At 73.4% G+C, this 23,098-nt stretch carries 21 protein-coding genes; 6 read left to right on the top strand and 15 right to left on the bottom strand.

Annotation, left to right across the window (positions count from 1 at the left end; genetic code table 11):
- Positions 1–14 precede the first annotated feature (14 nt).
- Positions 15–2,876 (bottom strand): type I DNA topoisomerase, encoded by a 2,862-nt coding sequence (gene topA, locus BMY40_RS09530; RefSeq protein ID WP_093657507.1) that lies wholly within the window; start codon positions 2,874–2,876, stop codon positions 15–17.
- Between the two features lie 393 nt (positions 2,877–3,269).
- On the opposite strand from topA, the gene BMY40_RS09525 reads away from it, so the two are divergent.
- The 3 genes from BMY40_RS09525 to BMY40_RS09515 all read left to right on the top strand — a co-directional run bounded on the left by BMY40_RS09525 (position 3,270) and on the right by BMY40_RS09515 (position 4,757).
- Complete coding sequence (locus tag BMY40_RS09525; RefSeq protein WP_093657505.1) at positions 3,270–3,761, top strand: TM2 domain-containing protein; 492 nt, start codon at positions 3,270–3,272, stop codon at positions 3,759–3,761.
- A gap of 5 nt (positions 3,762–3,766) precedes the next feature.
- Positions 3,767–4,282, top strand: coding sequence for a DUF2752 domain-containing protein (locus BMY40_RS09520; protein WP_093657503.1), 516 nt, complete (start codon positions 3,767–3,769; stop codon positions 4,280–4,282).
- 229 nt (positions 4,283–4,511) lie between these two features.
- Positions 4,512–4,757 carry a TM2 domain-containing protein gene (locus BMY40_RS09515; protein WP_093657501.1) on the top strand — a complete coding sequence of 82 codons (246 nt, stop codon included), beginning with the start codon at positions 4,512–4,514 and terminating at the stop codon, positions 4,755–4,757.
- Between the two features lie 117 nt (positions 4,758–4,874).
- Here BMY40_RS09515 and BMY40_RS09510 read toward each other — a convergent pair whose 3' ends face one another.
- The 6 genes from BMY40_RS09510 to bldG form a co-directional block, all read right to left on the bottom strand.
- On the bottom strand, positions 4,875–5,072 hold the full coding sequence (locus BMY40_RS09510; RefSeq protein ID WP_093657499.1) for a hypothetical protein: 198 nt from the start codon (positions 5,070–5,072) through the stop codon (positions 4,875–4,877).
- Between the two features lie 134 nt (positions 5,073–5,206).
- Positions 5,207–6,781, bottom strand: a complete 1,575-nt coding sequence (locus tag BMY40_RS09505) for a DUF7059 domain-containing protein (RefSeq protein ID WP_093657497.1) — start codon at positions 6,779–6,781, stop codon at positions 5,207–5,209.
- A gap of 139 nt (positions 6,782–6,920) precedes the next feature.
- A complete protein-coding gene (locus BMY40_RS09500) occupies positions 6,921–7,499 on the bottom strand; it encodes a small secreted protein (RefSeq protein WP_177213933.1) in 579 nt (192 codons plus the stop codon).
- Between the two features lie 222 nt (positions 7,500–7,721).
- A complete protein-coding gene (locus BMY40_RS09495) occupies positions 7,722–10,202 on the bottom strand; it encodes a sodium-translocating pyrophosphatase (RefSeq protein ID WP_093657493.1) in 2,481 nt (826 codons plus the stop codon).
- Positions 10,203–10,641: 439 nt separating this feature from the next.
- A complete protein-coding gene (locus BMY40_RS09490) occupies positions 10,642–11,073 on the bottom strand; it encodes an ATP-binding protein (protein ID WP_093657491.1) in 432 nt (143 codons plus the stop codon).
- Positions 11,074–11,209: 136 nt separating this feature from the next.
- Positions 11,210–11,551: an anti-sigma factor antagonist BldG gene (gene bldG, locus BMY40_RS09485; RefSeq protein ID WP_093657489.1), complete on the bottom strand. Its 342-nt coding sequence runs from the start codon at positions 11,549–11,551 to the stop codon at positions 11,210–11,212.
- Positions 11,552–11,712: 161 nt separating this feature from the next.
- Between bldG and BMY40_RS09480 the strand changes: the two genes are divergently transcribed.
- Positions 11,713–14,178 carry a DEAD/DEAH box helicase gene (locus tag BMY40_RS09480; protein ID WP_093657839.1) on the top strand — a complete coding sequence of 822 codons (2,466 nt, stop codon included), beginning with the start codon at positions 11,713–11,715 and terminating at the stop codon, positions 14,176–14,178.
- Here BMY40_RS09480 and BMY40_RS09475 read toward each other — a convergent pair.
- The 7 genes from BMY40_RS09475 to ssd all read right to left on the bottom strand — a co-directional run bounded on the left by BMY40_RS09475 (position 14,102) and on the right by ssd (position 19,330).
- Entirely contained in the window at positions 14,102–14,482 is a 381-nt protein-coding gene (locus BMY40_RS09475; protein ID WP_093657487.1) for an Rv3654c family TadE-like protein, read from the bottom strand. The genes BMY40_RS09480 and BMY40_RS09475 overlap by 77 nt on opposite strands.
- Positions 14,466–14,813 carry a TadE family type IV pilus minor pilin gene (locus BMY40_RS09470; protein ID WP_093657485.1) on the bottom strand — a complete coding sequence of 116 codons (348 nt, stop codon included), beginning with the start codon at positions 14,811–14,813 and terminating at the stop codon, positions 14,466–14,468. Before BMY40_RS09470 ends, BMY40_RS09475 begins: the two co-directional genes overlap by 17 nt.
- A complete protein-coding gene (locus BMY40_RS09465) occupies positions 14,800–14,976 on the bottom strand; it encodes a DUF4244 domain-containing protein (RefSeq protein ID WP_245769966.1) in 177 nt (58 codons plus the stop codon). The genes BMY40_RS09470 and BMY40_RS09465 overlap by 14 nt, the downstream gene beginning before the upstream one ends.
- A 226-nt stretch (positions 14,977–15,202) precedes the next feature.
- Positions 15,203–16,078: a type II secretion system F family protein gene (locus BMY40_RS09460; protein WP_093657481.1), complete on the bottom strand. Its 876-nt coding sequence runs from the start codon at positions 16,076–16,078 to the stop codon at positions 15,203–15,205.
- On the bottom strand, positions 16,075–16,992 hold the full coding sequence (locus BMY40_RS09455; protein WP_425443094.1) for a type II secretion system F family protein: 918 nt from the start codon (positions 16,990–16,992) through the stop codon (positions 16,075–16,077). Before BMY40_RS09455 ends, BMY40_RS09460 begins: the two co-directional genes overlap by 4 nt.
- Positions 16,989–18,134, bottom strand: coding sequence for a TadA family conjugal transfer-associated ATPase (locus BMY40_RS09450; protein ID WP_093657835.1), 1,146 nt, complete (start codon positions 18,132–18,134; stop codon positions 16,989–16,991). The genes BMY40_RS09455 and BMY40_RS09450 overlap by 4 nt, the downstream gene beginning before the upstream one ends.
- A gap of 92 nt (positions 18,135–18,226) precedes the next feature.
- Entirely contained in the window at positions 18,227–19,330 is a 1,104-nt protein-coding gene (ssd, locus tag BMY40_RS09445; protein WP_245769964.1) for a septum site-determining protein Ssd, read from the bottom strand.
- Between the two features lie 440 nt (positions 19,331–19,770).
- Here ssd and BMY40_RS09440 point away from each other — a divergent pair, with 440 nt between their 5' ends.
- Positions 19,771–20,619, top strand: a complete 849-nt coding sequence (locus BMY40_RS09440) for an HAD family hydrolase (protein ID WP_093657477.1) — start codon at positions 19,771–19,773, stop codon at positions 20,617–20,619.
- Positions 20,620–21,062: 443 nt separating this feature from the next.
- Here BMY40_RS09440 and BMY40_RS09435 read toward each other — a convergent pair whose 3' ends face one another.
- Complete coding sequence (locus BMY40_RS09435; protein WP_093657475.1) at positions 21,063–21,887, bottom strand: Fic family protein; 825 nt, start codon at positions 21,885–21,887, stop codon at positions 21,063–21,065.
- A gap of 104 nt (positions 21,888–21,991) precedes the next feature.
- Here BMY40_RS09435 and BMY40_RS09430 point away from each other — a divergent pair, with 104 nt between their 5' ends.
- The gene (locus BMY40_RS09430; RefSeq protein ID WP_093657473.1) at positions 21,992–22,993 is read left to right on the top strand and encodes an ATP-binding protein; all 1,002 of its coding nucleotides are present in this window, start codon (positions 21,992–21,994) and stop codon (positions 22,991–22,993) included.
- Positions 22,994–23,098: the final 105 nt, after the last annotated feature.

Genomic DNA, 23,098 nt, shown 5'->3' with positions numbered 1-23,098 from the left:
CTACCCCCGCGCGCCTACTCCGCGTCGGCCGGCGCGGCCTTCTTGGCGGCCGTCTTCCTGGTCGCGGCCTTCTTGGTGGTGGTCTTCTTCGCGGCCGTCTTCTTGGCGGCGGTCTTCTTGGCCGCCGTCTTCTTCGCGGCGGTCTTCTTCGCGGCCGTCTTCTTGGCCGTCTTCTTCGCCGGCCCCTTGGCGCGCTTCTCCGCCAGCAGTTCGTACGCGCGCTCCGGCGTGATCGTCTCCACGTCGTCGTCGCGGCGCAGCGTGGCGTTGGTCTCGCCGTCGGTGACGTACGGGCCGAAGCGGCCGTCCTTGACCACCACCGGGCGCTCACTGGCCGGGTCGGTGCCCAGCTCCTTCAGCGGCGGCTTGGCCGCGGCCCGGCCGCGCTGCTTGGGCTGGGCGTAGATCGCCAGCGCCTCGTCCAGGGTGATGGTGAAGATCTGCTCCTCGCTCTGGAGCGAGCGGGAGTCGGTGCCCTTCTTCAGGTAAGGGCCGTAGCGGCCGTTCTGCGCGGTGATCTCCTGGCCGCTCTCGGGGTCGGTGCCGACCACCCGCGGCAGGGAGAGCAGCTTCAGGGCGTCGTCGAGGGTGACGGTGTCCAGGGACATCGACTTCAGCAGCGAGGCCGTGCGCGGCTTCACCGCGTTCTTGCCGGTCTTCGGCGTGCCCTCGGGCAGCACCTCGGTGACGTACGGCCCGTAGCGGCCGTCCCTGGCCACGATGGGGCGGCCCGTCTCCGGGTCGGTGCCCAGCTCGAACTCGCCGCTGGGCTTGGCCAGCAGCTCCCGGGCGTACTCCACCGTCAGCTCGTCCGGCGGCAGGTCGGCGGGTACGTCGGCGCGGCGGCCGGATTCGCCCTCGGCGGCCGGCGGCTCCTCGACGTAGGGGCCGTAGCGGCCCACCCGCAACACGATGCCCTCGCCGACGGGGAAGGAGGAGACGCCCCGGGCGTCGATCGCGCCGAGGTCGGAGACCAGGTCCTTCAGCCCGCCGAGGTGGTCGCCGTCGCCGTTCCCGGCCGCCGCCGCGGCCGTGCCCTCCGCCCCCGGCTCGTCGGTGCCGAAGTAGAAGCGGCGCAGCCACGGCACGGCCTCGGCCTCGCCGGCGGCGATGCGGTCGAGGTCGTCCTCCATCTTCGCGGTGAAGCCGTAGTCGACCAGGCGGCCGAAGTGCTTCTCCAGCAGGCCGACGACGGCGAAGGATAGGAAGGAGGGGACGAGCGCGGTGCCCTTCTTGAAGACGTAGCCGCGGTCGAGGATGGTGCTGATGATCGACGCGTACGTCGAGGGGCGCCCGATCTCGCGCTCCTCCAGCTCCTTGACCAGCGTGGCCTCGGTGTAGCGGGCCGGGGGCTTGGTGGCGTGGCCGTCCACCGACATCCCGGTGGCGGCCAGCCGGTCGCCCTCGTCGACGCGCGGCAGGCGGCGCTCGCGGTCGTCGAGGTCGGCGCCGGGGTCGTCGGCGCCCTCGACGTAGGCCTTGAGGAAGCCGTGGAAGGTGATGATCTTGCCGGAGGCGCTGAACTCGGCGTCCCGGCCGTCCGTACCCCGTCCGCCGACCTTGACCGTGACGGACTGGCCGGTGGCGTCCTTCATCTGGGAGGCGACGGTCCGCTTCCAGATCAGCTCGTACAGCCTGAACTGGTCGCCGGTCAGGCCCGTCTCGGCGGGGGTGCGGAAGCGGTCGCCGGAGGGGCGGATCGCCTCGTGGGCCTCCTGCGCGTTCTTGACCTTGCTCGCGTAGGTGCGAGGGCGGTCGGGCAGGTAGTCGGCGCCGTAGAGCTGGGTGACCTGGGCGCGGGCGGCGGCGACGGCGGTGTCGGACAGGGTGGTGGAGTCCGTCCGCATGTAGGTGATGAAGCCGTTCTCGTACAGCTTCTGCGCCACCTGCATGGTCACCTTCGCGCCGAAGCCGAGCTTGCGGCTGGCCTCCTGCTGGAGGGTGGTGGTGCGGAAGGGCGCGTACGGCGAGCGGCGGTACGGCTTGGACTCCACCGAGCGGACGGTGAAGTCGGCGCCCTCAAGGGCGGCGGCCAGCGCGCGGGCGGCGGTCTCGTCCAGGTGCAGGACGCCCGCCCTGTCGCCGGAGCCGCCCTTGAGCAGCCCGTCGGGACCGAAGTCGCGGCCCTGGGCGACGCGGCGGCCGTCCACGGCGCTCAGCCGGGCGGTGAAGGAGGCGGGGTCGGCGGCGTCACCGGCCCCGTGGACACCGCCGGTGGCGAAGGTGCCGGTCAGATCCCAGTACTCGGCGGAGCGGAACGCGATGCGCTCGCGCTCGCGCTCGACGACCAGGCGGGTGGCGACGGACTGCACGCGGCCCGCCGACAGGCGCGGCATGACCTTCTTCCACAGCACCGGGGAGACCTCGTAGCCGTAGAGCCGGTCGAGGATGCGGCGGGTCTCCTGGGCGTCGACCAGGCGCTGGTTCAGCTCGCGGGTGTTGGAGACGGCGGCCCGGATGGCGTCCTTGGTGATCTCGTTGAAGACCATCCGGCGCACCGGGACCTTGGGCCTGAGCACCTCCTGGAGGTGCCAGGCGATGGCCTCGCCCTCGCGGTCCTCATCGGTGGCCAGGAACAGCTCGTCGGACTCCGCCAGGAGCTGCTTGAGCTTTTTGACCTGGTCCTTCTTGTCGCTGTTGACGACGTACAGCGGCTCGAAGTCGTGGTCGACGTCGACGCCGAGCCGGGCCCAGGGCTCGCCCTTGTACTTGGCGGGGACCTCGGCGGCTCCGTTCGGCAGATCGCGGATGTGCCCGACGCTGGCCTCGACCACGTAGCCAGGACCGAGGTAGCCCTTGATCGTCTTGGCCTTGGCCGGCGACTCGACGATCACGAGTCGGCGCCCGCCGTCTGCGGTCTTGCTGGTCGGGGACAACTTCTTCTCGCTCTTCTCCGGTCGGTGATCCCGCTTCGTCGGGTCGGTCTGCTCTCGGCGTGTTTCACGCTTTCGTGCGGCTGCGCTCTCGCTGCGGAGTGTGACGGTACCTCCCGCCCCCGTGTCAAACGGGAAAAGTCCGCAACGCCACTCGAACGGTAACCCGATGAGATAACCATCTCCCCGTGTTCTCCGGATCCGCCGCCGGGACCCCGGCGGCGGATCCGCCGGGGCGCGGCGGCGGGCCGGTGCCCGGAGCTCCGGGCCGTCCGGCGGAGCCTTCACCGCTCGGTTACTCGAACGGTAACCCGACGGCCACCATTCCTGCGCCCCGCACCGGCTGGCAAGATGTGGCCGTCTGTCTGTCCCAGCCACACACCGGGGGAACCTCCCATGTCCGACCCCAGCCAGCAGAACCCGTACGGCCAGCCCCAGCAGCCGCAGAACAACCCCTACGCCCAGCAGCCGGGCCAGCCCGGTCAGCCGGGTCAGCCGGGTCAGCCGGGTCAGCCCGCGTACGGGTACCCGCAGCAGCCGGGTCAGCCCGGGTACGGCTACCCCCAGCAGCCCGGCCAGCCGGAGTACGGCTACCAGCAGCAGACCCCGCCGCCCGCCCCGGGCGGCTACACCGGCGACCCGAACGCCCCGTACGGCTACGACCCCTACGGCCGCCCGTACTCCGACAAGTCCAAGGTCGTGGCGGGCGTCCTCTCGCTCTTCCTGGGCGGCTTCGGCATCGGACGCTTCTACACCGGTCACACCGGTCTGGCCCTCGGCCAGCTGTTCACCTGCGGCGGCTGCGGCATCTGGTCGCTGATCGACGGGATCATGCTGCTCACCCAGGACAGCCCCACGGACGCGCAGGGCCGCGTGCTGCGGAGCTGAGCGCGATGACCACGGTGACCGGGAGGACGGAAGCGGGCACGGAAGCGGAAGCCGAAGCGGGCACGGAAGGGGCCGAAGGGGTGGACGGGAGCCGGGGCGGCCGGGGCGGCGGGGCGTTCGCCCGGGCCGTGCGCACCCTCCGCACCCACCCCGCCGCGCCGCCGCTGGGCGCGCTCGCCGCCGGGCTGGCCGGGGCGGCCTACCTGTGGGGGACCAATCCGCACCAGGCCGGGCAGTGGCTGCCGCGCTGCCCGTTCAACCTGCTGACCGGGCTGCTGTGCCCGGCGTGCGGCGGCACCCGTATGACGTACGACCTCATGCACGGGGACGTCGTCGCGGCCTTCCACGACAACGCGCTGCTGCTGACCCTCGGCGCCCCGGCCGCCGCGTACTTCGGCGGGCGCTGGCTGGTGGAGGGGCTGCGCGGACGCCGCTACCGGCCGAAGCTGGGGAAGGTCGGCACGGCGGTGGTACTGGGGACGGCCGTGGCGTGGGCGGTGCTGCGGAACCTGGCCGGCTGAGCCCGGCCGCCCGCCCGCACCGGGTGCCGGGGTACTCAGGCGCCGGGTGCCGAGGTGCCGGGAGTTTCCGCAGGTCCGTGACGCTTCGTCGGATCACTGTTCGATCACGACTGCGGAGACGCCACAACCCTTGCCGGGCCCCGGAGGTCTGGGATTCCGCCACGGCACGTCTGGTACATGACATCAGCGGCCGTGGCGTGTCCCCGTCTGAAGCACGAAGGAGCCACCCATGGCGTTCTCCGGCACCGCGCCCAACGGCCAGCCGTACTCCGACAAGTCCAAGATCACCGCTGGTCTGCTGCAGATCTTCCTGGGTGGCCTGGGCATCGGCCGTTTCTACACCGGCCACACCGGCATGGCGATCGCCCAGCTCCTGACCTGCGGCGGTCTGGGCTTCTGGTCGCTGATCGACGGAATCCTCTTCCTCACCAGCAAGGACCGCACCGACAAGCAGGGCCGCGTCCTGCGCGGCTGACGACCTGCCGGTGACCGGGCGCCGCGAGGGCGCGCGCACCCGCGGCCCGTGTCTCCCGACGGCGGGAGGAACGGGCCGCTGCCGCTCTCCAGGGCCCGGGGCCCGGGGCGGAACGTTTCAGAGGCGCGTGAACGCCCAGATCCCTGCGGCCAGGAAGGCCGCGCCGAACACCGAGCCGAGCACGGCCGCGGTGACCTGCTCGGCCCCATCGGCCACCGGCTCGCGCAGCCGTACGCGCACCGAGGTCCACAGCAGCAGTCCGGCGCCGAACAGTGTGAAGGCCGCTCCGGCGAAGACGGCGGGTCCGCTTTCCATGCGGAGCACGGTGGCACCCGCGGGGATCGCGGGGGCGAACGCCGGGTGAACGCCGCCCGGACAGCCGGGCGAGCGCTGGCCAAACGTCCGCCCGTCCCGCCCGTCCTGCCGGTTCCGTCCCCGTCCCGCCCCGCCTACGCGTTCCCCGCGGGCAGCAGGAAGCCCTGCTCGACCAGGAGCCGGATGGACTCCGGGGTGCGGTCGCGCAGCCCCACCGGGTCCTCGCCGAGGAGCTGGGCGATGGCGTCGAGGATGCGGCCGGCCGGAAGCGATCCGTCGCACACTCCGGCGAAGCCCGCGCCGACCGTGTCCACCCTCGTCGCGCGCCGCATGCCGCGGTTCTGACGGAGCACCACGTACTCCGGGTCGTCCGCGCCGGGCCTGCCGATCTGCTCCTGGGCGACCTCGTCGGCCAGCACGAAGCGGGTGGCGAGCAGGGCCGCGTCGTCCGCGGCGCGCAGGAAGTCCCGGCGTTCGAAGTGGGCGCGCACCTCCTCCCCGAGCGGCTGCTCCACCGGGTGCGGCCACTCCTCGACGGTGACCGACGGGTGCCGCGCGCCCGACTTGCGCAGGGTGATCCAGCCGAAGCCGACGCCGGTGGTGCCGCCGGCCTCGAACTCCTCCAGCCAGGCGTCGTAGTGCGCGGCGTACACGGCCGGGTCGCCCAGGTGCTCGCCGGCGTCGCGCAGCCACAGCTCGGCGTACTGGGCGACGTCCTGCACCTCGCGCTGCACGATCCAGGCGTCGCAGCCCTCCGGCACCCAGGAGGCCAGCCGCTCGCTCCAGTCCCGGCCCTCCATGTGCCGCCAGTTGGCGAGGAGTTGGCAGTAGCCGCCGTCGGCGAGGTGGGCGGCGGAGCGCTCGACGAGGGTGCGGCACAGGTCGTCGCCGCCCATGCCGCCGTCGCGGTAGGTCAGGCGGGTGCCGTCCGCGGCACGGGGGGAGATGACGAAGGGCGGGTTGGAGACGATCAGGTCGTAGGGCGCCTCGCCCTCGACAGGTTCGAAGAGGGAGCCCTCGCGCAGATCGGCCTCGGGCGCGCCGGAGAGGGCGAGGGTGAGGCGGGTCAGGCGCAGGGCGCGGGGGTTGAGGTCGGTGGCGGTGACGGATTCGGCGTGCCGGGCGGCGTGCAGGGCCTGGACGCCCGAGCCGGTGCCCAGGTCCAGGGCGCGGGCCACGGGGGTGCGCACGGTGATGCCCGCCAGGGTCGTCGAGGCGCCGCCGACGCCGAGGACGAGCTGCGAGCGGTCGGCCGCGCCCGTACCGGCGCCCTCGGCCGTACGGATTCCGCCGGCGCCGCCGACCGCGCAGCCGAGGTCGGAGACGATCCACCAGTTCAGCCCCTCCGGCCCGGCGTACGGGCGGACGTCCACGGTGGCGGAGACGGCGTCGCCGCTTCCGCCCGCGTCCGCATCGGCCGCGGTGTGGCGGCGCAGCCAGCCGTCGGTGAGCGCGTCGTCGGCCGGGAGCGCCGAGCGGGCCCGCTCGTAGGGCACCGGTCGCTGGAGGAGGAACAGCCGCACCAGCGTCTCCAGCCGTCCGCCGCCGCGCGTGGCGCGCAGCGCGGGGACGGTCTCGTTGCGGGCGAGGGCCGCGTAGGCGGGGGCGCCGAGCAGTTCCAGCAGCCCGTCGGGGGTGAAGCCGGCGGCGAGGAAGGCGTCGCGCAGCCGGGGGAGGGCGGGTCCGGGGGTGGGGAGGCGGTCACTCACCTCCCCATTGTCACGCGGCGCGCCCCGGCGTACGCAGACCCCCCGCGCCTCCCCGTTCCCAGGCTGCTCCCGGGCTGCCCCCGGCCTTCGGGCTTCCCCGTTTCCTCCGGCCCCCGGCTCCGGCTTCCCCGGCTCCTCGCTACGCCGCCGAGGCGGACGGCGCAGGCGACGGCTTGCGGCAGCCGTCCTGACCCGCTATCGCCTCCTGGAGGTCGCCCTGCCGGAACTCGCCCAGCGCCTTCTCCACCTCACCGAACTGCTTGGGGAGCTTCTCCATCTCCCCGGCGATGTCCTGCAGCCCGTCGGCGAACTCCGACCGGTCCTTCTCGTCCAGGGCCTCGGCCCGCTCACGGAGGTCCGCGTACGTGGCCGACAGCGCGTCGAGCCGGCCGATCGCGTTCTTCTGGATCCGGGAGCCGTCCTCCAGCGGCGGGACGCCCGCCTTGCGCACGGCGGTGGACAGGGCCTTGTAGGCGGTGGAGAGGTCGCCGAAGGCCTCCACGTCGGTCTTCTTGACCTCCTCGGGGGACTTGTCCCCCTCGGTGATCCGCGCGAGTGCCTGGTTGGCGCCGTCGATGGTCTTGTTCTGCTTCTGCAGCGAGCCGCAGTACTCCTGGGCCCAGCGCTCGGCCTTCTCGTTGCCCTCGTCACCGCACCCGCTCAGGGCGAGCACGAGCACCGCGGTGCCGGACAGCGCGGCAGCAAGCTTCTTGTTCACTCCGGATCGATCCCTTCGTGGGTGTTCGGCCCGGAACATACACGCAGGAGGTCCGCCGACCGTGGGCCGGCGGGGTGAATGGATCGTATTTAAGTGCTTGGGTACATATTTGCGTTGAGCGCATCTCACATGGTCCGCCCCGGCGCATGGCGGTGGGCGGTGCATCGGTGCACCGCCCACCGCCATGCGCCGGGGCTGTCCTGCGGAGTCCCGCCCGCCCCGTTACGGCGCCGCCACCGGAGTTCCCGGATCCGAGGGGCCTGACGGGTCCGAGGAGTCCGACGGGCCCGGCGTGTGCGAGGAGCCGGAGGAGCCCGGCGTCCCGGAGGTGCGTCCGGCCGCGCCGCCTGTGTCCTTCTCGTCGCTCTCCCCACCGACCGCGATGCCGCGCCGCTTGGAGGCGTAGACCGCGCCGACGATGATCGCGATGGCGAGGACCGCGATGGCGGCCCGCGCGCCGGCATTGGCGTCGTCGCCGTAGCCAAGCTGCACCACGGCGGGCGCGATCAGCAGCGCCACCAGGTTCATCACCTTCAGCAACGGGTTGATCGCGGGACCCGCCGTGTCCTTGAACGGGTCGCCGACCGTGTCGCCGATGACCGTCGCGGCGTGCGCGTCGCTGCCCTTGCCGCCGTGGTGGCCGTCCTCGACCAGCTTCTTGGCGTTGTCCCAGGCCCCGCCGGAGTTGGCGAGGAAGACCGCCATCAGCGTGCCCGCGCCGATGGCGCCGGCGAGGAAGGAGCCGAGCGCGCCGACGCCGAGCGTGAAGCCGACGGCTATGGGCGCCATGACGGCCAGCAGGCCCGGGGTGGCCAGCTCGCGCAGCGCGTCCTTGGTGCAGATGTCCACCACCCGGCCGTACTCGGGCTTCTCGCTGTAGTCCATGATCCCGGGCCGCTCGCGGAACTGGCGCCGCACCTCGAAGACCACCGAACCCGCCGACCGGGAGACGGCGTTGATCGCCAGCCCGGAGAAGAGGAAGACGACGGCGGCGCCGAGGATCAGGCCCACCAGGTTGTTCGGCTGCGAGATGTCCAGGCTCAGGCCCAGCTCCCCGGCCCTGGCGCCCACGTCCGACACGGCGCCGGCGATCGCGTCGCGGTAGGCGCCGAAGAGGGCGGCGGCGGCCAGCACCGCGGTGGCGATGGCGATGCCCTTGGTGATGGCCTTGGTGGTGTTGCCCACCGCGTCGAGGTCGGTGAGCACCTGGGCGCCCGCGCCCTCGACGTCGCCGGACATCTCGGCGATGCCCTGGGCGTTGTCGGAGACCGGGCCGAAGGTGTCCATGGCGACGATGACGCCGACGGTGGTGAGCAGGCCGGTGCCCGCCAGGGCGACGGCGAAGAGCGCCAGCATGATGGAGGCGCCGCCCAGCAGGAAGGCGCCGTAGACGCTGAGCGCGATCAGCAGCGCCGTGTAGACCGCGGACTCCAGGCCGAGGGAGATGCCGGAGAGGACCACGGTGGCGGGGCCGGTCAGCGAGGTCTTGCCGATGTCGCGCACGGGCCTGCGGCCCGGTTCGGTGAAGTAGCCGGTGAGCTGCTGGATCAGCGCGGCGAGCACGATGCCGATGGCGACCGCGACCAGCGCGAAGACGCGCGGGTCGCCGTCGTGGCCGGCGATGGCGGTGTCGGTGACGCCCTCCAGCTCGCCGAAGCTGCCCGGCAGGTAGGTGAACGCCGCGACGGCCACCAGGACCAGTGAGATCGCCGCGGAGATGAAGAAGCCGCGGTTGATGGCGGTCATGCCGCTGCGGTCGGCGCGGCGCGGCGCGACCGCGAAGACGCCGATCATGGCGGTCAGAACGCCGATCGCCGGGACGAGCAGGGGGAAGGCCAGCCCCGAGTCGCCGAAGGCGACCGTGCCCAGGATGAGCGCGGCCACCAGGGTGACGGCGTAGGACTCGAAGAGGTCGGCGGCCATGCCCGCGCAGTCGCCGACGTTGTCGCCGACGTTGTCCGCGATGGTGGCGGCGTTGCGCGGGTCGTCCTCGGGGATGCCCTTCTCGACCTTGCCGACGAGGTCCGCGCCCACGTCGGCGGCCTTGGTGAAGATGCCGCCGCCCACTCGCATGAACATCGCGATCAGGGCGGCCCCCAGACCGAAGCCCTCCAGCACCTTGGGCGCGTCGGCGGCGTAGACGAGCACCACGACGGCGGCGCCGAGCAGACCGAGGCCGACGGTGAACATGCCGACGACCCCGCCCGTACGGAAGGCGATCTTCATCGCCCGGTGGGAGACCTCGGCCAGGTCCTTCGCGGGTTCTCCCTCACCGGGTGTCGCCTCCCGGGCGGCCGCCGCGACCCGTACGTTGCTGCGTACGGCCAGCCACATGCCGATATAGCCGGTGGCCGCCGAGAAAGCCGCACCGACCAGGAAGAACGCCGAGCGTCCGATTCGCTGACCCATACCGTCGGCCGGGAGCAACATCAACAGGAAGAAGACCACGACGGCGAATATGCCGAGGGTGCGCAACTGCCGTGCGAGGTAGGCGTTCGCGCCTTCCTGCACGGCGGCCGCGATCTTCTTCATGCCGTCGGTGCCCTCGCCGGCGGCGAGCACTTGACGTACCAGCACCACGGCGACCGCCAGGGCTGCCGCGGCGACGAGCGCGATCACCAGCACCAGGCCGCGATTGCCGCTGGTGAGCACGGCTTCGGCCAGTTGTAGCCGGTTCTGGAAAGGGGTGTGGTGCCCCGCCATTCGTCCTCCTTGACGTTTGGCACATGGGCGCGCGCAAGCACGCTCAGGCGTCCTGCTGCAAAGATGTGGACGGATTGTAGGGAGCTGCTTCGGCTCACAACAGAGTGCGGTATTTCCTGTCGATCCGCACCCGCAAAGATCGAATAGCGGGCATCGAAAATAATTCCCCTGAACGGCCGAGATATTCCTCTTCGGCGGTGCGGGATAAAGGATCTCGGAATACCCGGAAAGATCCCGGCCGGGCGCGGAGGCGGGTGATGCGCAGACCGGCCGCGGCGCGGGGCGGGGAGCGGGACAGGACCGGCCGCGGGGCAGGACCGGGCCTGGCGGGCCGGGCGGTGCCTGGCATGAGCGAGGCGCCCCGGGGAGGGGCGCCTGGGCCGGCTCGGGAGGAGCCGCGGGAGCGGGCCTGCCGCGCGGGCAGGCCCGCGCGGGGTGGTCAGGCGAGCGGCTCGGGGTTGGTCGGCCAGCTCATCCGGATGAGGCCGCCGCGCTCGTCGGCGGTCACCTCGACGTCGTCCACCAGCCCGCTGATCACCGCGAGCCCCATGTCGACCTCGTCGTCGGCCTCGGCTCCGTCCCCGCTTCCGGGAGAGCCGTGGGCCGCGCCCAGCGATCCCCGGGGGGCGTCGTCGCCCACCTCGATGCGGAACGCCTTCTCGTCCTCGGTCAGCGCCACCCGGACGGGTGTGTCGAGGCCGTGGCCGATGTGGAGACCGACCGCTCTGCTGCACGCCTCACCCACCGCGAGCCGTACCTCGTCCAGTACGGCGTCGTCGACACCGGCCCGGCGCGCGACGGCGGCCGCCACCAGGCGCGCCGTCCTGACGTGCTCGGGCAGGGCGCTGAAGCGCAGTTCGACGGTGGCCATGCCATCCCCCTCGGTAATGCCTGTGCCTGCGGTCACCCGGTGACCTGGTGCCTGACGGCCGCTCAGGGGCGCCGGACCGGTCCGGTGCCGGTCCGGCGCCCCTGGGCGCCTTGTACGGGCTCGTTCGGCTCGGCTCTCAGTCGGTGGCCGCCACGGCCTCGTCGACCGAGGTGTGGATGGGGAACACCTTGGTCAGGCCGGTGATACGGAAGATCTTGAGAATGCGCTCCTGGTTGCAGACCAGGCGCAGCGAGCCCTCGTGGGCGCGCACGCGCTTGAGTCCGCCGACGAGCACACCGAGGCCGGTGGAGTCGAGGAAGTCAACGCCCTCCATGTCCACGACCAGGTGGTAGCTGCCGTCGTTCACCAGCTCGACCAGCTGCTCGCGCAGCTTGGGCGCGGTGTATACATCGATCTCGCCACCCACCGAGACGATCGTGCGATCGCCGACGGTACGGGTCGACAGGGACAGGTCCACAGATCCTCCAGCACCTTGCTATCGAGCGGTCCGCCCCCTTGGCGCCTCCCCACCGGAGGTGGGGACGGGCCATCCCCACCGGACGTGGGGAGGTCGTCTCCCCGCCGAAGGTAGAGGACGGATCGGCAGCCGCAGAAGCATTCAATCACTTACCCGGGGGCCTGCACGACGCCTTGCGACCATTGTCCGTCGCGCCGGTGACACACTCGATTCCGATGGCCACCAACCACCGCGCGACGTCTGCAGGCGCACGTCCCTCGCCTCCGTCTCCCCGAACGGTCCTCGAAAGCCTTGCCGCGGGGGCGGACCGGGCCGTGCGCATCACCCATGTGGAGCACCTGCCCCCGCGGAACGGCCGTCATGCGGACTGGCCTGGTCAGATTCGGCCGGAAGTGGTCGACGCGATCCGCGCAGCCGGCATCGACCGTCCGTGGGAGCACCAGGCCCGTGCGGCCGAGCACGCGCTGCGGGGGGAATCGGTGGTGGTCGCCACCGGCACGGCGTCGGGCAAGTCGCTGGCCTACCTGGCCCCGGTGCTCAGCGTGCTGCTGGAGGGCGCGCAGGCCCCGAACGGGCGCGGCGCCACCACCCTCTACCTCGCCCCGACCAAGGCGCTGGCCGCCGACCAGCGGCGGGCCGTGAGCGAACTGGCCGCCCCGCTGGGCAGTGCCGTCCGTCCGGCGGTCTACGACGGCGACACCCCCGTCGAGGAGCGCGAGTGGGTGCGGCAGTACGCCAACCACGTGCTCACCAACCCCGACATGCTGCACCGCGGGATACTCCCCGCCCACCCCCGCTGGTCCTCCTTCCTGCGCGCCCTGCGCTACGTGGTCGTCGACGAGTGCCACACCTACCGCGGCGTGTTCGGCTCCCACGTCGCCCAGGTGCTGCGCCGGCTGCGGCGCGTGTGCGCCCGCTACGGCTCCGAGCCGGTCTTCCTGCTGGCCTCCGCCACCGCCGCCGAGCCGGGCGAGGCCGCCACCCGCCTCACCGGCCTGCCCGTCACCGAGATCACCCGGGACTCCTCCCCGCGAGGCGAGGTGGTCTTCGCCCTCTGGGAGCCCCCGCTGACGGAGATGCACGGTGAACGCGGTGCCCCGGTACGGCGGACCGCCACCGCCGAGGCCGCCGACCTCCTCACCGATCTCGCCGTCCAGGGCGTGCGGACCGTCGCCTTCGTACGCTCCCGGCGCGGCGCCGAGCTGATCTCGGTGATCGCCCGGGAGCGGCTGTCCGAGGTGGACCGCTCCCTGGCCGGGCGGATCGCCGCCTACCGGGGCGGCTACCTGCCGGAGGAGCGCCGCGCCCTGGAGCGGTCCCTGCACTCCGGCGAGCTCCTCGGGCTGGCCGCCACCACCGCCCTCGAACTCGGCATCGACGTCTCCGGCCTCGACGCCGTGATCCTGGCCGGCTACCCCGGCACCCGCGCCTCCCTGTGGCAGCAGGCCGGGCGCGCCGGACGGGCGGGCCAGGGCGCCCTGGCCGTCCTCGTCGCCCGGGACGACCCGCTGGACACCTACCTCGTCCACCATCCCGACGCGATCTTCCGCCGCCCCGTGGAGTCCACCGTCCTGGATCCGGACAATCCCTACGTCCTCACCCCCCATCTGTGCGCCGCGGCGGCGGAGGCACCCCTCACCGAGGCGGACTTCGAACTGTTCGGGCCGGCCGTGCCCGGGCTGATGCCGCTTCTGGAGCGGCGCGGACTGCTGCGCCGCCGGGGGACGGGCTGGTACTGGACCCGCCGCGAGCGGGCCACCGACCTCACCGACATCCGCGGCCAGGGCGGCCGGCCCGTCCAGGTGGTGGAGGACGGCACCGGGCGGTTGCTGGGCACGGTCGACGCCGCTGCGGCCCACACCACCGTCCACGACGGCGCGGTCCACCTCCACCAGGGCCGCACCTATGTGGTCCGCCACCTCGACCTGGAGGACTCGGTCGCCCTGGTGGAGGAGACGAGCCCGCCCTGGACGACGATGGCCAGGGACACCACCTCGGTCTCCGTGCTGGAGACCGACACCGAGGTCCCCTGGGGCGGGGCACGGCTGTGCTTCGGGTCGGTCGAGGTCACCAACCAGGTCGTCTCCTATCTGCGCCGCAGGCTCGTCACCGGCGAGGTGCTCGGCGAGTCCAAACTGGACCTGCCGCCGCGCACCCTGCGCACCCGCGCGGTGTGGTGGACGGTCACCGAGGACCAGCTCGACGCCGCCCGGATCGGCCCCGAAGTGCTGCCCGGCGCCCTGCACGCCGCCGAGCACGCCTCCATCGGCATGCTGCCGCTCTTCGCCACCTGCGACCGCTGGGACATCGGCGGCGTCTCGGTGCCGCTGCACCCTGACACCCTGCTGCCGACGGTCTTCGTCTACGACGGGCACCCCGGCGGCGCCGGCTTCGCCGAACGCGCCTTCCACACCGCCCGCGACTGGCTGACCGCGACCCGCCGGGCCATCGCCGCGTGCGAGTGCGACAGCGGCTGTCCGTCGTGCATCCAGTCGCCCAAGTGCGGCAGCGGCAACGACCCCCTGCACAAGCGCGGTGCGGTACGGCTCCTCACGGAGCTGCTGCGGCAGGCCCCGCCCGAGCCCTCACCCCGGCGGAGTACGGACCCGCCCGCACCCGCACTGTGAGGTCCGCGATCTCCTCCCGCACCCGGCAGCGCACCACCCTCGCCCCCTGCGCGGCGGCCACCCGCCGCGCGGCGGCGCAGGCCTCCTCAGCGCCCCGAAGGGCGTGATCGGCCGCCGCGAGCGCTGCCGCGTCCGCCGCCGCGCCCGCGCGGTGGCGTGTGACGACGGCCTGTCCCAGCCCCAGTACGCCCACCGCCACCGTGCACAGCACCAGTCCGCACAGCGCGGCCCACACCGTGGCCGAACCCCGTTCCGCGGAGCGGACGCCACCGCCAGGTGGCAGGCGATCACCCCGGTTCCGCATACGCCACCGCCTCGGCCTCCAGTTCCACGCCCAGCGGGCCGGGGCCGGCCGCCCTCGCGGAGACCCGTACCCGCACCAGCTCGCCCTCCCGGGACGTCTCCAGCCCCGCTCCCCGCGGCGCGACCTCCCGCACGGCCCGGCCGATCCTCTCGGGCGGCTCGCCCCTCGCCGCCGCCCGCGCCCCCGCGCCCGCCGCGTCCACACAGCGGATCTGCGCGACCACCGCCGCCCCGCCCCACAGCAGCAGCCCGAGCAGCGCGATCAGGGAGGGCACCACCACAGCGGCCTCCGCGGTGACATAGCCCCGCTCCCGTCCTTCAGAAGCCCGCATCGAGCGCCCGCTCGATCAGTTGCCGCATCGCCGTGGAGACCGGGCCACTGGTGACGATCTTGTAGAGCACCGCCGCGAAACCCGCAGCGGCGATCGTGCCCACCGCGTACTCCGCGGTGCTCATTCCGGCCTGTGCGTCCCGGCCCCGGGTTCCGCGCGTCATCCGGCCGGCCCACACCGCCATCCGCCCCTGCCCGCCCCGCCCCCGCGCCGTTCGTCCCCGCACCGCTCGTCCTCCCGTCGCCCGTCCCCGCATGGTCTGTCCCTCCATCTCGCCGTCCCTCCGTCTCGTCGTCCGTCCGTCTCGTCGTCCGTCCGTCTCGTCGTCCGTCCGTCTCGTCGTCCGTCCTGTCTTCCGCGCCCGTTCCGGGTGCGGCCCACCACGCGGTTCACAGCAGCGACCGCGCCAGACCGATGACCACCGGGACCACACCCGCCAGCAGGAAGGCGGGCAGGAAGCACAGACCCAGCGGCCCGGTGACCAGAACCGCGGCCCGCCGTGCCCGCTCCGTGGCCGCCCGGGCCCTCTGTGCCCGGCACTCGGCGGCCAGGCGGCCCACCGGTTCCACCGCGGGCACACCGGTCGTCCCCGCCCGTTCCAGGCACCGGGCCAAACCCGCCGCCCCCGGCAGCTCACCCAGCCGAGCCCAGACGGCCACCGGGTCGCCGCCGAGCCGCAGTTCGGCCGAGGCCCGCACCAGTCCCTCACCGAGGGGACCGCCCACCGAGCCGCCCACCGCACCGGCCGCCTCCCCCGGCGCCGACCCGGCCGCCAGGCAGGCGGCCAGCAGTTCCGCGGTGATCGGCAGCTGTCCGGTCACCGACGCCCCGGCCTTCAAGGATTCCGATTCATCCGACTTGCCCGTATATGCTCTCTTCGCGGCATTTCCCCGTGCCCGCATGTCGCGCGACAGGCGCCGCACGCCGTACGCCGCGACCACCCCGAGCAGACAGCCGACCGGGCCTTCGACCAGGGCGACCCCCAGGGCGGCGGCCCCGGCCATCACGGCCGTCCCCCGGACCGGCGATCGCCGCGTTACGGCCACGCGCAGCACCTTTCGCACCCCGACCCCGACCCCGACCCCGGCACCCAGCAGCTCCACCGACCGGCGTCGGCGACGCCGCACCCGGTCGGCCGCCGACACCCCGCCGACCAGACACAGCGCGGCGGCCGACAGGGACAGCACGGGCAGCGGTGGCGACGGAAGAGACACGGCAGATCCCGTACACGTTGTCCACATGCTGTGGACAATTTCGCCGTTCATCTCCGCCCGCCCTCCTCCGCCCTCCGGACGATCCGGGAAACCCACGCCAGCCCGGCCCACTCCAGCAGCCCGGCACCGGCCAGACAGACCCAGCCGGCCGGGCCGTGGAGCAGCACGTGCAGCGGCCTCGCCCCCATCGCACCGCCCAGCAGCAGCCCGAAGACCGGCAGCAGGGCCAGGACCAGCGCCGTGGACCGCGGCCCCGCCAACTGGGCGCGCAACTCCTCCCGCTGGTCGCGCTCCGCCCGCAGCGAACCGGCCACCCGGTCCAGACCGTCCGCGAGGCCCGCTCCCCCGTCCACCGCCACCTGCCAGCAGGCGGCCATCCCACCGAGCCCCTCCGCCCCCTCCTGCCGGGCCGCCTGACGCAGCGCCCCCGGTACATCCCCTCCGAACCGGGCCGCTGCCAGTACCACCGCTCCCGTGTCGCCGAAGCCGGGCATGCCGGTCGCCAGCAGGGCCCGCTCCGGCGTACGGCCCGCCCGCAGCTCACCCGCGACCGCCGAGCACAGGGCGATGACGGCGGCCTCCCTCGCCTCTCCCGCACGGCGCCGCTCCCGCGCGCGCAGCCGGCGGCCGAGCAGCGGCACCGCCACCACACCGGCCAGCAGCGGCAGCACCGACTCCCCCAGCAGCGCCAGCAGGGCACCACCCACCGGGCACCACCCCGCGGGGCCCACCCGGGCCCCGAATCCGCGCACCGTCCGGGTGACGGCCTCCACGGCACCGCCTGCCGGGCCGCCCCAGCGGGGCACCGGCTCGGCACCGTTGGCACACAGCAACCGGGCCCTCCGGCCCTCCCCGGAGCGGCCCAGCAGCCGACTCATCGCTCCGGCGCACACCATCGCCGCGCACACCGAACCCGCGTACACCGCCTCGGGCTGCGCTCCGGCCTGTGCTCCGACCGCCGTCACAGCGCACCACCGCCCCGCGCGCACAGCCGCTCCAGGCGCGACCAGCCCCGCTCCCGCACGAAGCCGTCCGGCCCCCGGACGGCGGCGGGCACCGTCACCACCAGGCCGTAGCGGTCCTGCTCCAGCACATGGATCTCGGCGATCCTCCTCCGGCCCCTGCGATCCCGCGCCAGATGGACCACCACCGACAGCGCCGCCGCGAGCTGGCTGTGCAGCGCCGTCCGGTCGAGTCCCGCCGTGGTGCCCAGTGCCTCCAGCCTGGCCGGTACGTCGGCCGCCGCGTTGGCGTGGACCGTCCCGCAGCCACCTTCGTGCCCCGTGTTCAGCGCGGCCAGCAGGTCCGTCACCTCCGCGCCGCGGACCTCGCCGACCACAAGCCGGTCCGGCCGCATACGCAGCGCCTGCCGCACCAGGTCCCGCAGGGTGACCCGGCCCGCACCCTCCTGGTTGGCCGGGCGCGTCTCCAGCCGCACCACATGCGGATGGTCGGGGCGCAGCTCGGCGGAGTCCTCGGCCAGGACGATCCGCTCCCTCGGCCCCACCAGCCCCAGCAGGCTGGACAGCAAGGTCGTCTTCCCCGATCCCGTGCCACCGCTGACCAGGAACGACAGCCGGGCGTCCAGGATCGCCCGCAGCAGCGCGTCTCCGCCCGGAGGCACCGTGCCGGCCGACACCAGCTCCGGCAGGGCGAAGGCCCGCGGCCGTACCACCCGCAGGGACAGACATGTGCAGCCGACCGCCACCGGGGGCAGCACCGCGTGCAGCCGGGTGCCGTCCGGGAGCCGGGCGTCCACCCAGGGGCGGGCGTCGTCCAGCCGCCGCCCCGCCGAGGTGGCCAGCCGCTGGGCGAGTCTGCGCACCGCCGCCGCGTCGGGGAAACGGACGGCGGTACGCTCCACTCCGCCGCCACGGTCCACCCAGACCTCGTCCGGAGCGGTCACCAGGACGTCCGTGACCTCCGGCTCGGCCAGCAGCGGCTCCAGCGGGCCGGCGCCGACCATCTCCGACCGCAGTGCCTCCACCACGCCCAGCACCGCGCTGTCCCCGAGCAGCCGCCCCTGAGCCCGCAGCGCCGCCGCGACCCGGGCGGGAGTGGGTTCCGCACCGGCTTCCGCCAGCCGCAGGCGCACCGCGTCCACCAGCGTCCGCGGGGCGGGCGCCCCGCCGTACGCATTCGCTCGCGCACGCGCGTCCGCTTCCCCGCGCGCGTCCCTCCGCGCGTCCGTACGCGCGCTCACGCGGCCACGCTCCCTCGGCCGCCGGCGGGCCGTGCCCCGCCGCCCTCCGGCATTGCGCGGGCCCAGAACTCCGTGCAGAACCGGGCCAGTGGACCGCGTGTGTCCGCGCCCGGCGGCCGGCCCGCGTCCACCGCGGCCGACAGCCCTTCCTCGGAGGGCATCTCACCGGCGAGCCGCATCCCCAGCAGACGGGCGATCTCCTCGCCGTCCAGCCCCGGCCCGAAGGGGCCGCGCACCACCGCCCGCAGGTCCCGCAGTACCAGGTCCACCCGGGAGGCGATCCGCTGCGCCGCCGCGACGGCCCGCAGCTCGGCGGGTACGACCAGCAGGCCGAGGTCGAGTTGCGCCAGCACCTCGGCGACCGTCTCGTCCAGCCGCCGCGGCAGGTCCACCACGACCACTCCGCCGCGCCGCCTGGCCGCCCCCAGGACCGCGCGCACCGCCTCCGGCGGGACGGCCGCGCTCTCCCCCCTGTCCCAGCTCAGCAGCCGCAGACCGTGCAGCCTGGGCAGGGATTCCTCCAGAGCCGCACCGCCGACCCGGCCGCGCGAGTCGGCGAACGCGGGCCAGCGCAGGCCCTCCGCCCGCTCCCCTCCGAGCAGGACGTCGAGCCCGCCGCCGAGCGGATCGCCGTCGACGAGCATCGTGCGGTGTCCGGCACGCGCGGCCGTGAGGGCCAGCGCGCAGGCCAGGGTGGAGGCCCCGGCCCCGCCGCGGCCGCCCATCACCCCGACGGTCAGGGCCTGCCGTCCGACGCCCTCGGCCGCGTCGGCGATCCGGCCGGTGAGCCACGACTCGCCGTCGGGCAGCAGCACCACGTGCTCCGCTCCGACTCCCACACCGCGCCGCCAGATGCCGGGGTCGTCCAGATCCCGGCCGACGAGCAGCACTCCCGGCCGGCGCGCGGGCGCACGCGCCGACCGGGACAGCGCATCGGCCCGGTCGTCACCGACCAGCACCAGCGGGGCGCTCTCCCACCGCCCGGGGGCCGGCGGCGCCCCGTGCGCCACCTCCGCCTCGGCCCCGGCCGCCGCGCACAGGCGCAGCAGATCGTCCAGCAACTTCTCGTCCTCGGTGACGATCAGGATGCTTCCGGTCACGTCCCGTTCCCCTTCCGGATTCTCGCTCTCCAGTTCGCGGTGGATCCGCGAACTCCGCGCTCAATCACCGTGCCGGGGAACGGAAAAACTCGATGATCTTGGTCTAAATACGTGGACAACTCGGCAGTTGTGAATAACTCGCTCACCCAAACGAGCGACCCCGCATGAGCAGACTGACGAATACGGAGAGTGACGGATCATGAGGAGGGAGGGGCCGAGCCACCGGAGACCGGTGGAGTGGGGAGGAAGAGGGCCCGACGGCGCAAAAAGCGTCCGGACATGCGACGACCCCCGCCGGGGGGGAGAGCGGGGGTCGTCTCCACGGCCGACTCGGGGGGGGAGGAGCCGGACCGGGGTAGCACGGTCGCGAACGATCCGTGACTTCCATGGTGTACCCGAGAGCCTTCTCAGGCAAACCCACGCACCCCACCTTACGCCGAATGGTGGGCGCATATGCTCAGCTCGTGGAAAACCACTCGCTGCCGCGCACCGCTGCCTTCTTCGACCTGGACAAGACGGTCATCGCGAAGTCGAGCACGCTCACCTTCGGCAAGTCCTTCTACCAGGGCGGGCTGATCAATCGGCGCGCCGCACTGCGCACCGCGTACACGCAGTTCGTGTTCCTCGCCGGAGGCGCCGACCACGACCAGATGGAACGGATGCGCGCCTACCTGTCCGCGATGTGCCGCGGCTGGAACGTCCAGCAGGTCAGGGAGATCGTCGCCGAGACCATCCACGAGCTCATCGACCCGATCATCTACGACGAGGCCGCCTCCCTCATCGAGGAGCACCACCTCGCCGGGCGCGACGTCGTGATCGTGAGCACCTCCGGCGCGGAGGTGGTGGAACCGATCGGCGAGCTGATAGGCGCCGACCGCGTCGTGGCGACGCGCATGGTCGTCGAGGACGGCTGCTTCACCGGCGAGATCGAGTACTACGCGTACGGCCCGACCAAGGCGGAGGCCGTGCGCGAACTGGCGGAGTCCGAGGGGTACGACCTCTCGCGCTGCTACGCCTACAGCGACTCGGCCACCGACATCCCCATGCTGGAGGCGGTCGGCCACCCGCACGCCGTCAACCCCGACCGGGCGCTGCGCCGGGAGGCGGTGGCCCGCGACTGGCCGATCCTCACCTTCCAGCGCCCGGTCCGCCTCAAGCAGCGGGTGCCGTCGCTCGCCATGCCGCAGCGGCCCGCGCTGGCCGCCGCGGTGGCGGTGGGCGCGGCGGCGGCGACCGCCGGCCTGGTCTGGTACGCGAGCCGGCGGCGCGCCCGTCTCCACGCGGTGTGAGCACCGCCGCCCCCCGGACGGACCCTATGGCCCCCTATGGGGTTCCATGGGGTCTTCAGGGCGTTTGAAGGGGAAAGTAAAGCTCCGCGGGGAGAGGTTCCGCTTCGTCCCCGGCTGGGGTACAAAGGAGTCAACGGCCCGCGAGACCTGGCCGATCTCATCCGAAAGGAGGGTCGGCGCAGACGAAGGCCCCACGGACCGAGCATGGAAGCCGGGAACCCACGCGCAGCAGACCCGCGATAGGGCCGGCCGCACCAGGGTCGGGCGAAGTCCCCCCTGATGACGGCGATACCGTGCACGCCTGGTATCCCGGCGGACGTGCCAGCGGCGACACCGACCTCGCGCCGGTGCCGCCGCATCACTGTGCCGTCACTGCGCGCGGGCCGCTCGGGCGCTTCCCCGGGCGTTTCCCTCGGACTTCCGGCCCCCGCGGGGTCCTGGTGTCAGGCCGCCCCGCGCTGGAGGGCCTCGCAGACCGCCGTGCTCTCCCGCGCGCCCAGTCCCACCGCCCGGCCGCAGTGGCCGATCCATTCCGCCACTCCCTCCGGAGTGCCGGAGACGTACCCCCTCAGGGCCTCCACGTAGGCGTCGGCGCCCTGTTCGGCGTGACCGACCTCCGAGGGGCAGACGGACTTCGGGTCCAGACCGCCGCCGATCAGCACGATCCGCTCCGCCGCCCGGGCGACCAGGCCGTTGTACGCGCCGAAGGGCCGCAGGGCCATCAGCTCGCCGTGCACCACCGCCGCCACCACCAGCGCGGGCGCGGAGGTGCCCGCGACGACGAGCTGCGCCAGGGCGTCCAGCCGGGCCGAGACCTCGGCGGCGTCCGGCAGCGCCAGTCCGGACGACAGCGGCTCCTCCACCGGTTCGCCCGCCAGCCGCGGCCGGCCCACCCGCTCACCGTCCGCCTCGCCGCCCGCCGCCACCAGATGGAGCCTGGCCAGCACCCGCAGGGGCGACTGCCGCCACACGTCCAGCAGTTGACCGGCCTCCGCGGTCGCCCGCAGGGCCGCGCCGACCGTACGCGCCTCGGCGTCCGCGCCGAAGTCGCTGCGGCGGCGCACCTCCTCCAGCGGCCAGTCGGCGCCCCCGAGCGCCGCCGAGGCGCGGGCGCCCCGCAGCACCGCCTCGGCGGTGACCTCGCTGCTGCGCCGCCGCATCACCCGGTGCCCGTACACCCGGTCCACGGCCTTGCGCACCGATTCGACGGAGTCGGCGACACCGGGCAGCGCGCCCAGTGCAGCGAGGGGATCAGCAGTCGTAGACATGCCTAGACCCTACGCACCCCCGACGGCGTGAACGCCCCACGATCGAGTGGTCTTCTTCACGCGATCCCCCTCCGTGCCGCGGGTGCCCCACTACGCTTCCGACTATGAAAATCGCTTTCGTAGGAAAGGGCGGCAGCGGCAAGACGACGCTGTCCTCGCTGTTCGTCCGTCATCTCGCCGCCCAGCACCTCCCCGTCGTCGCCGTGGACGCCGACATCAACCAGCACCTGGGCGTCGCGCTGGGCCTGGACGAGGAGGAGGCGGCCGCCCTGCCCGCGATGGGCGCCCGTCTTCCGCTGATCAAGGAGTATCTGCGCGGCACCAACCCCCGGATCGCCTCGGCCGAGACGATGATCAAGACGACTCCGCCCGGCGAGGGGTCCCGGCTGCTGCGGATCACCGAGGACAACCCCGTGTACGACGCCTGCGCCCGCCGCGTCCGGCCCGGCGGCGTTCCCGACGGCGGCGACGTACGGCTGCTGGCGACCGGCCCCTTCACCGAGGCGGACCTGGGCGTGGCCTGCTACCACTCCAAGGTCGGCGCCGTCGAGCTGTGCCTGAACCACCTGGTCGACGGGCGCGGGGAGTTCGTGGTCGTCGACATGACGGCGGGCTCCGACTCCTTCGCCTCCGGGATGTTCACACGCTTCGACATGACGTTCCTGGTGGCCGAGCCGACCCGCAAGGGCATGGCGGTCTACCGGCAGTACAAGGAGTACGCCCGGGACTACGACGTCCAGCTGCGCGTGGTGGGCAACAAGGTGCAGGGCCAGGACGACCTGGACTTCCTGCACGCGGAGGCCGGGGACGACCTGCTGGTGACCGTCGGGCACTCCGACTGGGTGCGCGCGATGGAGAAGGGCCGGGTCCGGCCCTTCTCCGAGCTGGAGGACGCGAACCACAAGGCGCTGCGCATGATGCAGGAGACGGCGGACGCGTCGTACGGCCTGCGCGACTGGGAGCGCTACACCCGGCAGATGGTGCACTTCCACCTGAAGAACGCCGAGAGCTGGGGCAACGCGAAGACGGGCGCCGACCTGGCGGCCCAGGTCGATCCCGCCTTCGTGCTCCGCGAGGAGCCGGTCCGGGCCTCCCGGCCCGTCTGAGCCGACTCCCCTCCCGCCCCTCGGTCCCGGCCGCCGCGTCGTACGGTCGGCCCGTCGTACGGTCGGCGCGCACGACACACCGGGCGCGCCGACCGTACCGCGTGT

The organism is Streptomyces radiopugnans (assembly GCF_900110735.1).
GTDB classification, from domain to species: domain Bacteria; phylum Actinomycetota; class Actinomycetes; order Streptomycetales; family Streptomycetaceae; genus Streptomyces; species Streptomyces radiopugnans.
This window is presented reverse-complemented; position numbering and strand designations above follow the sequence as displayed.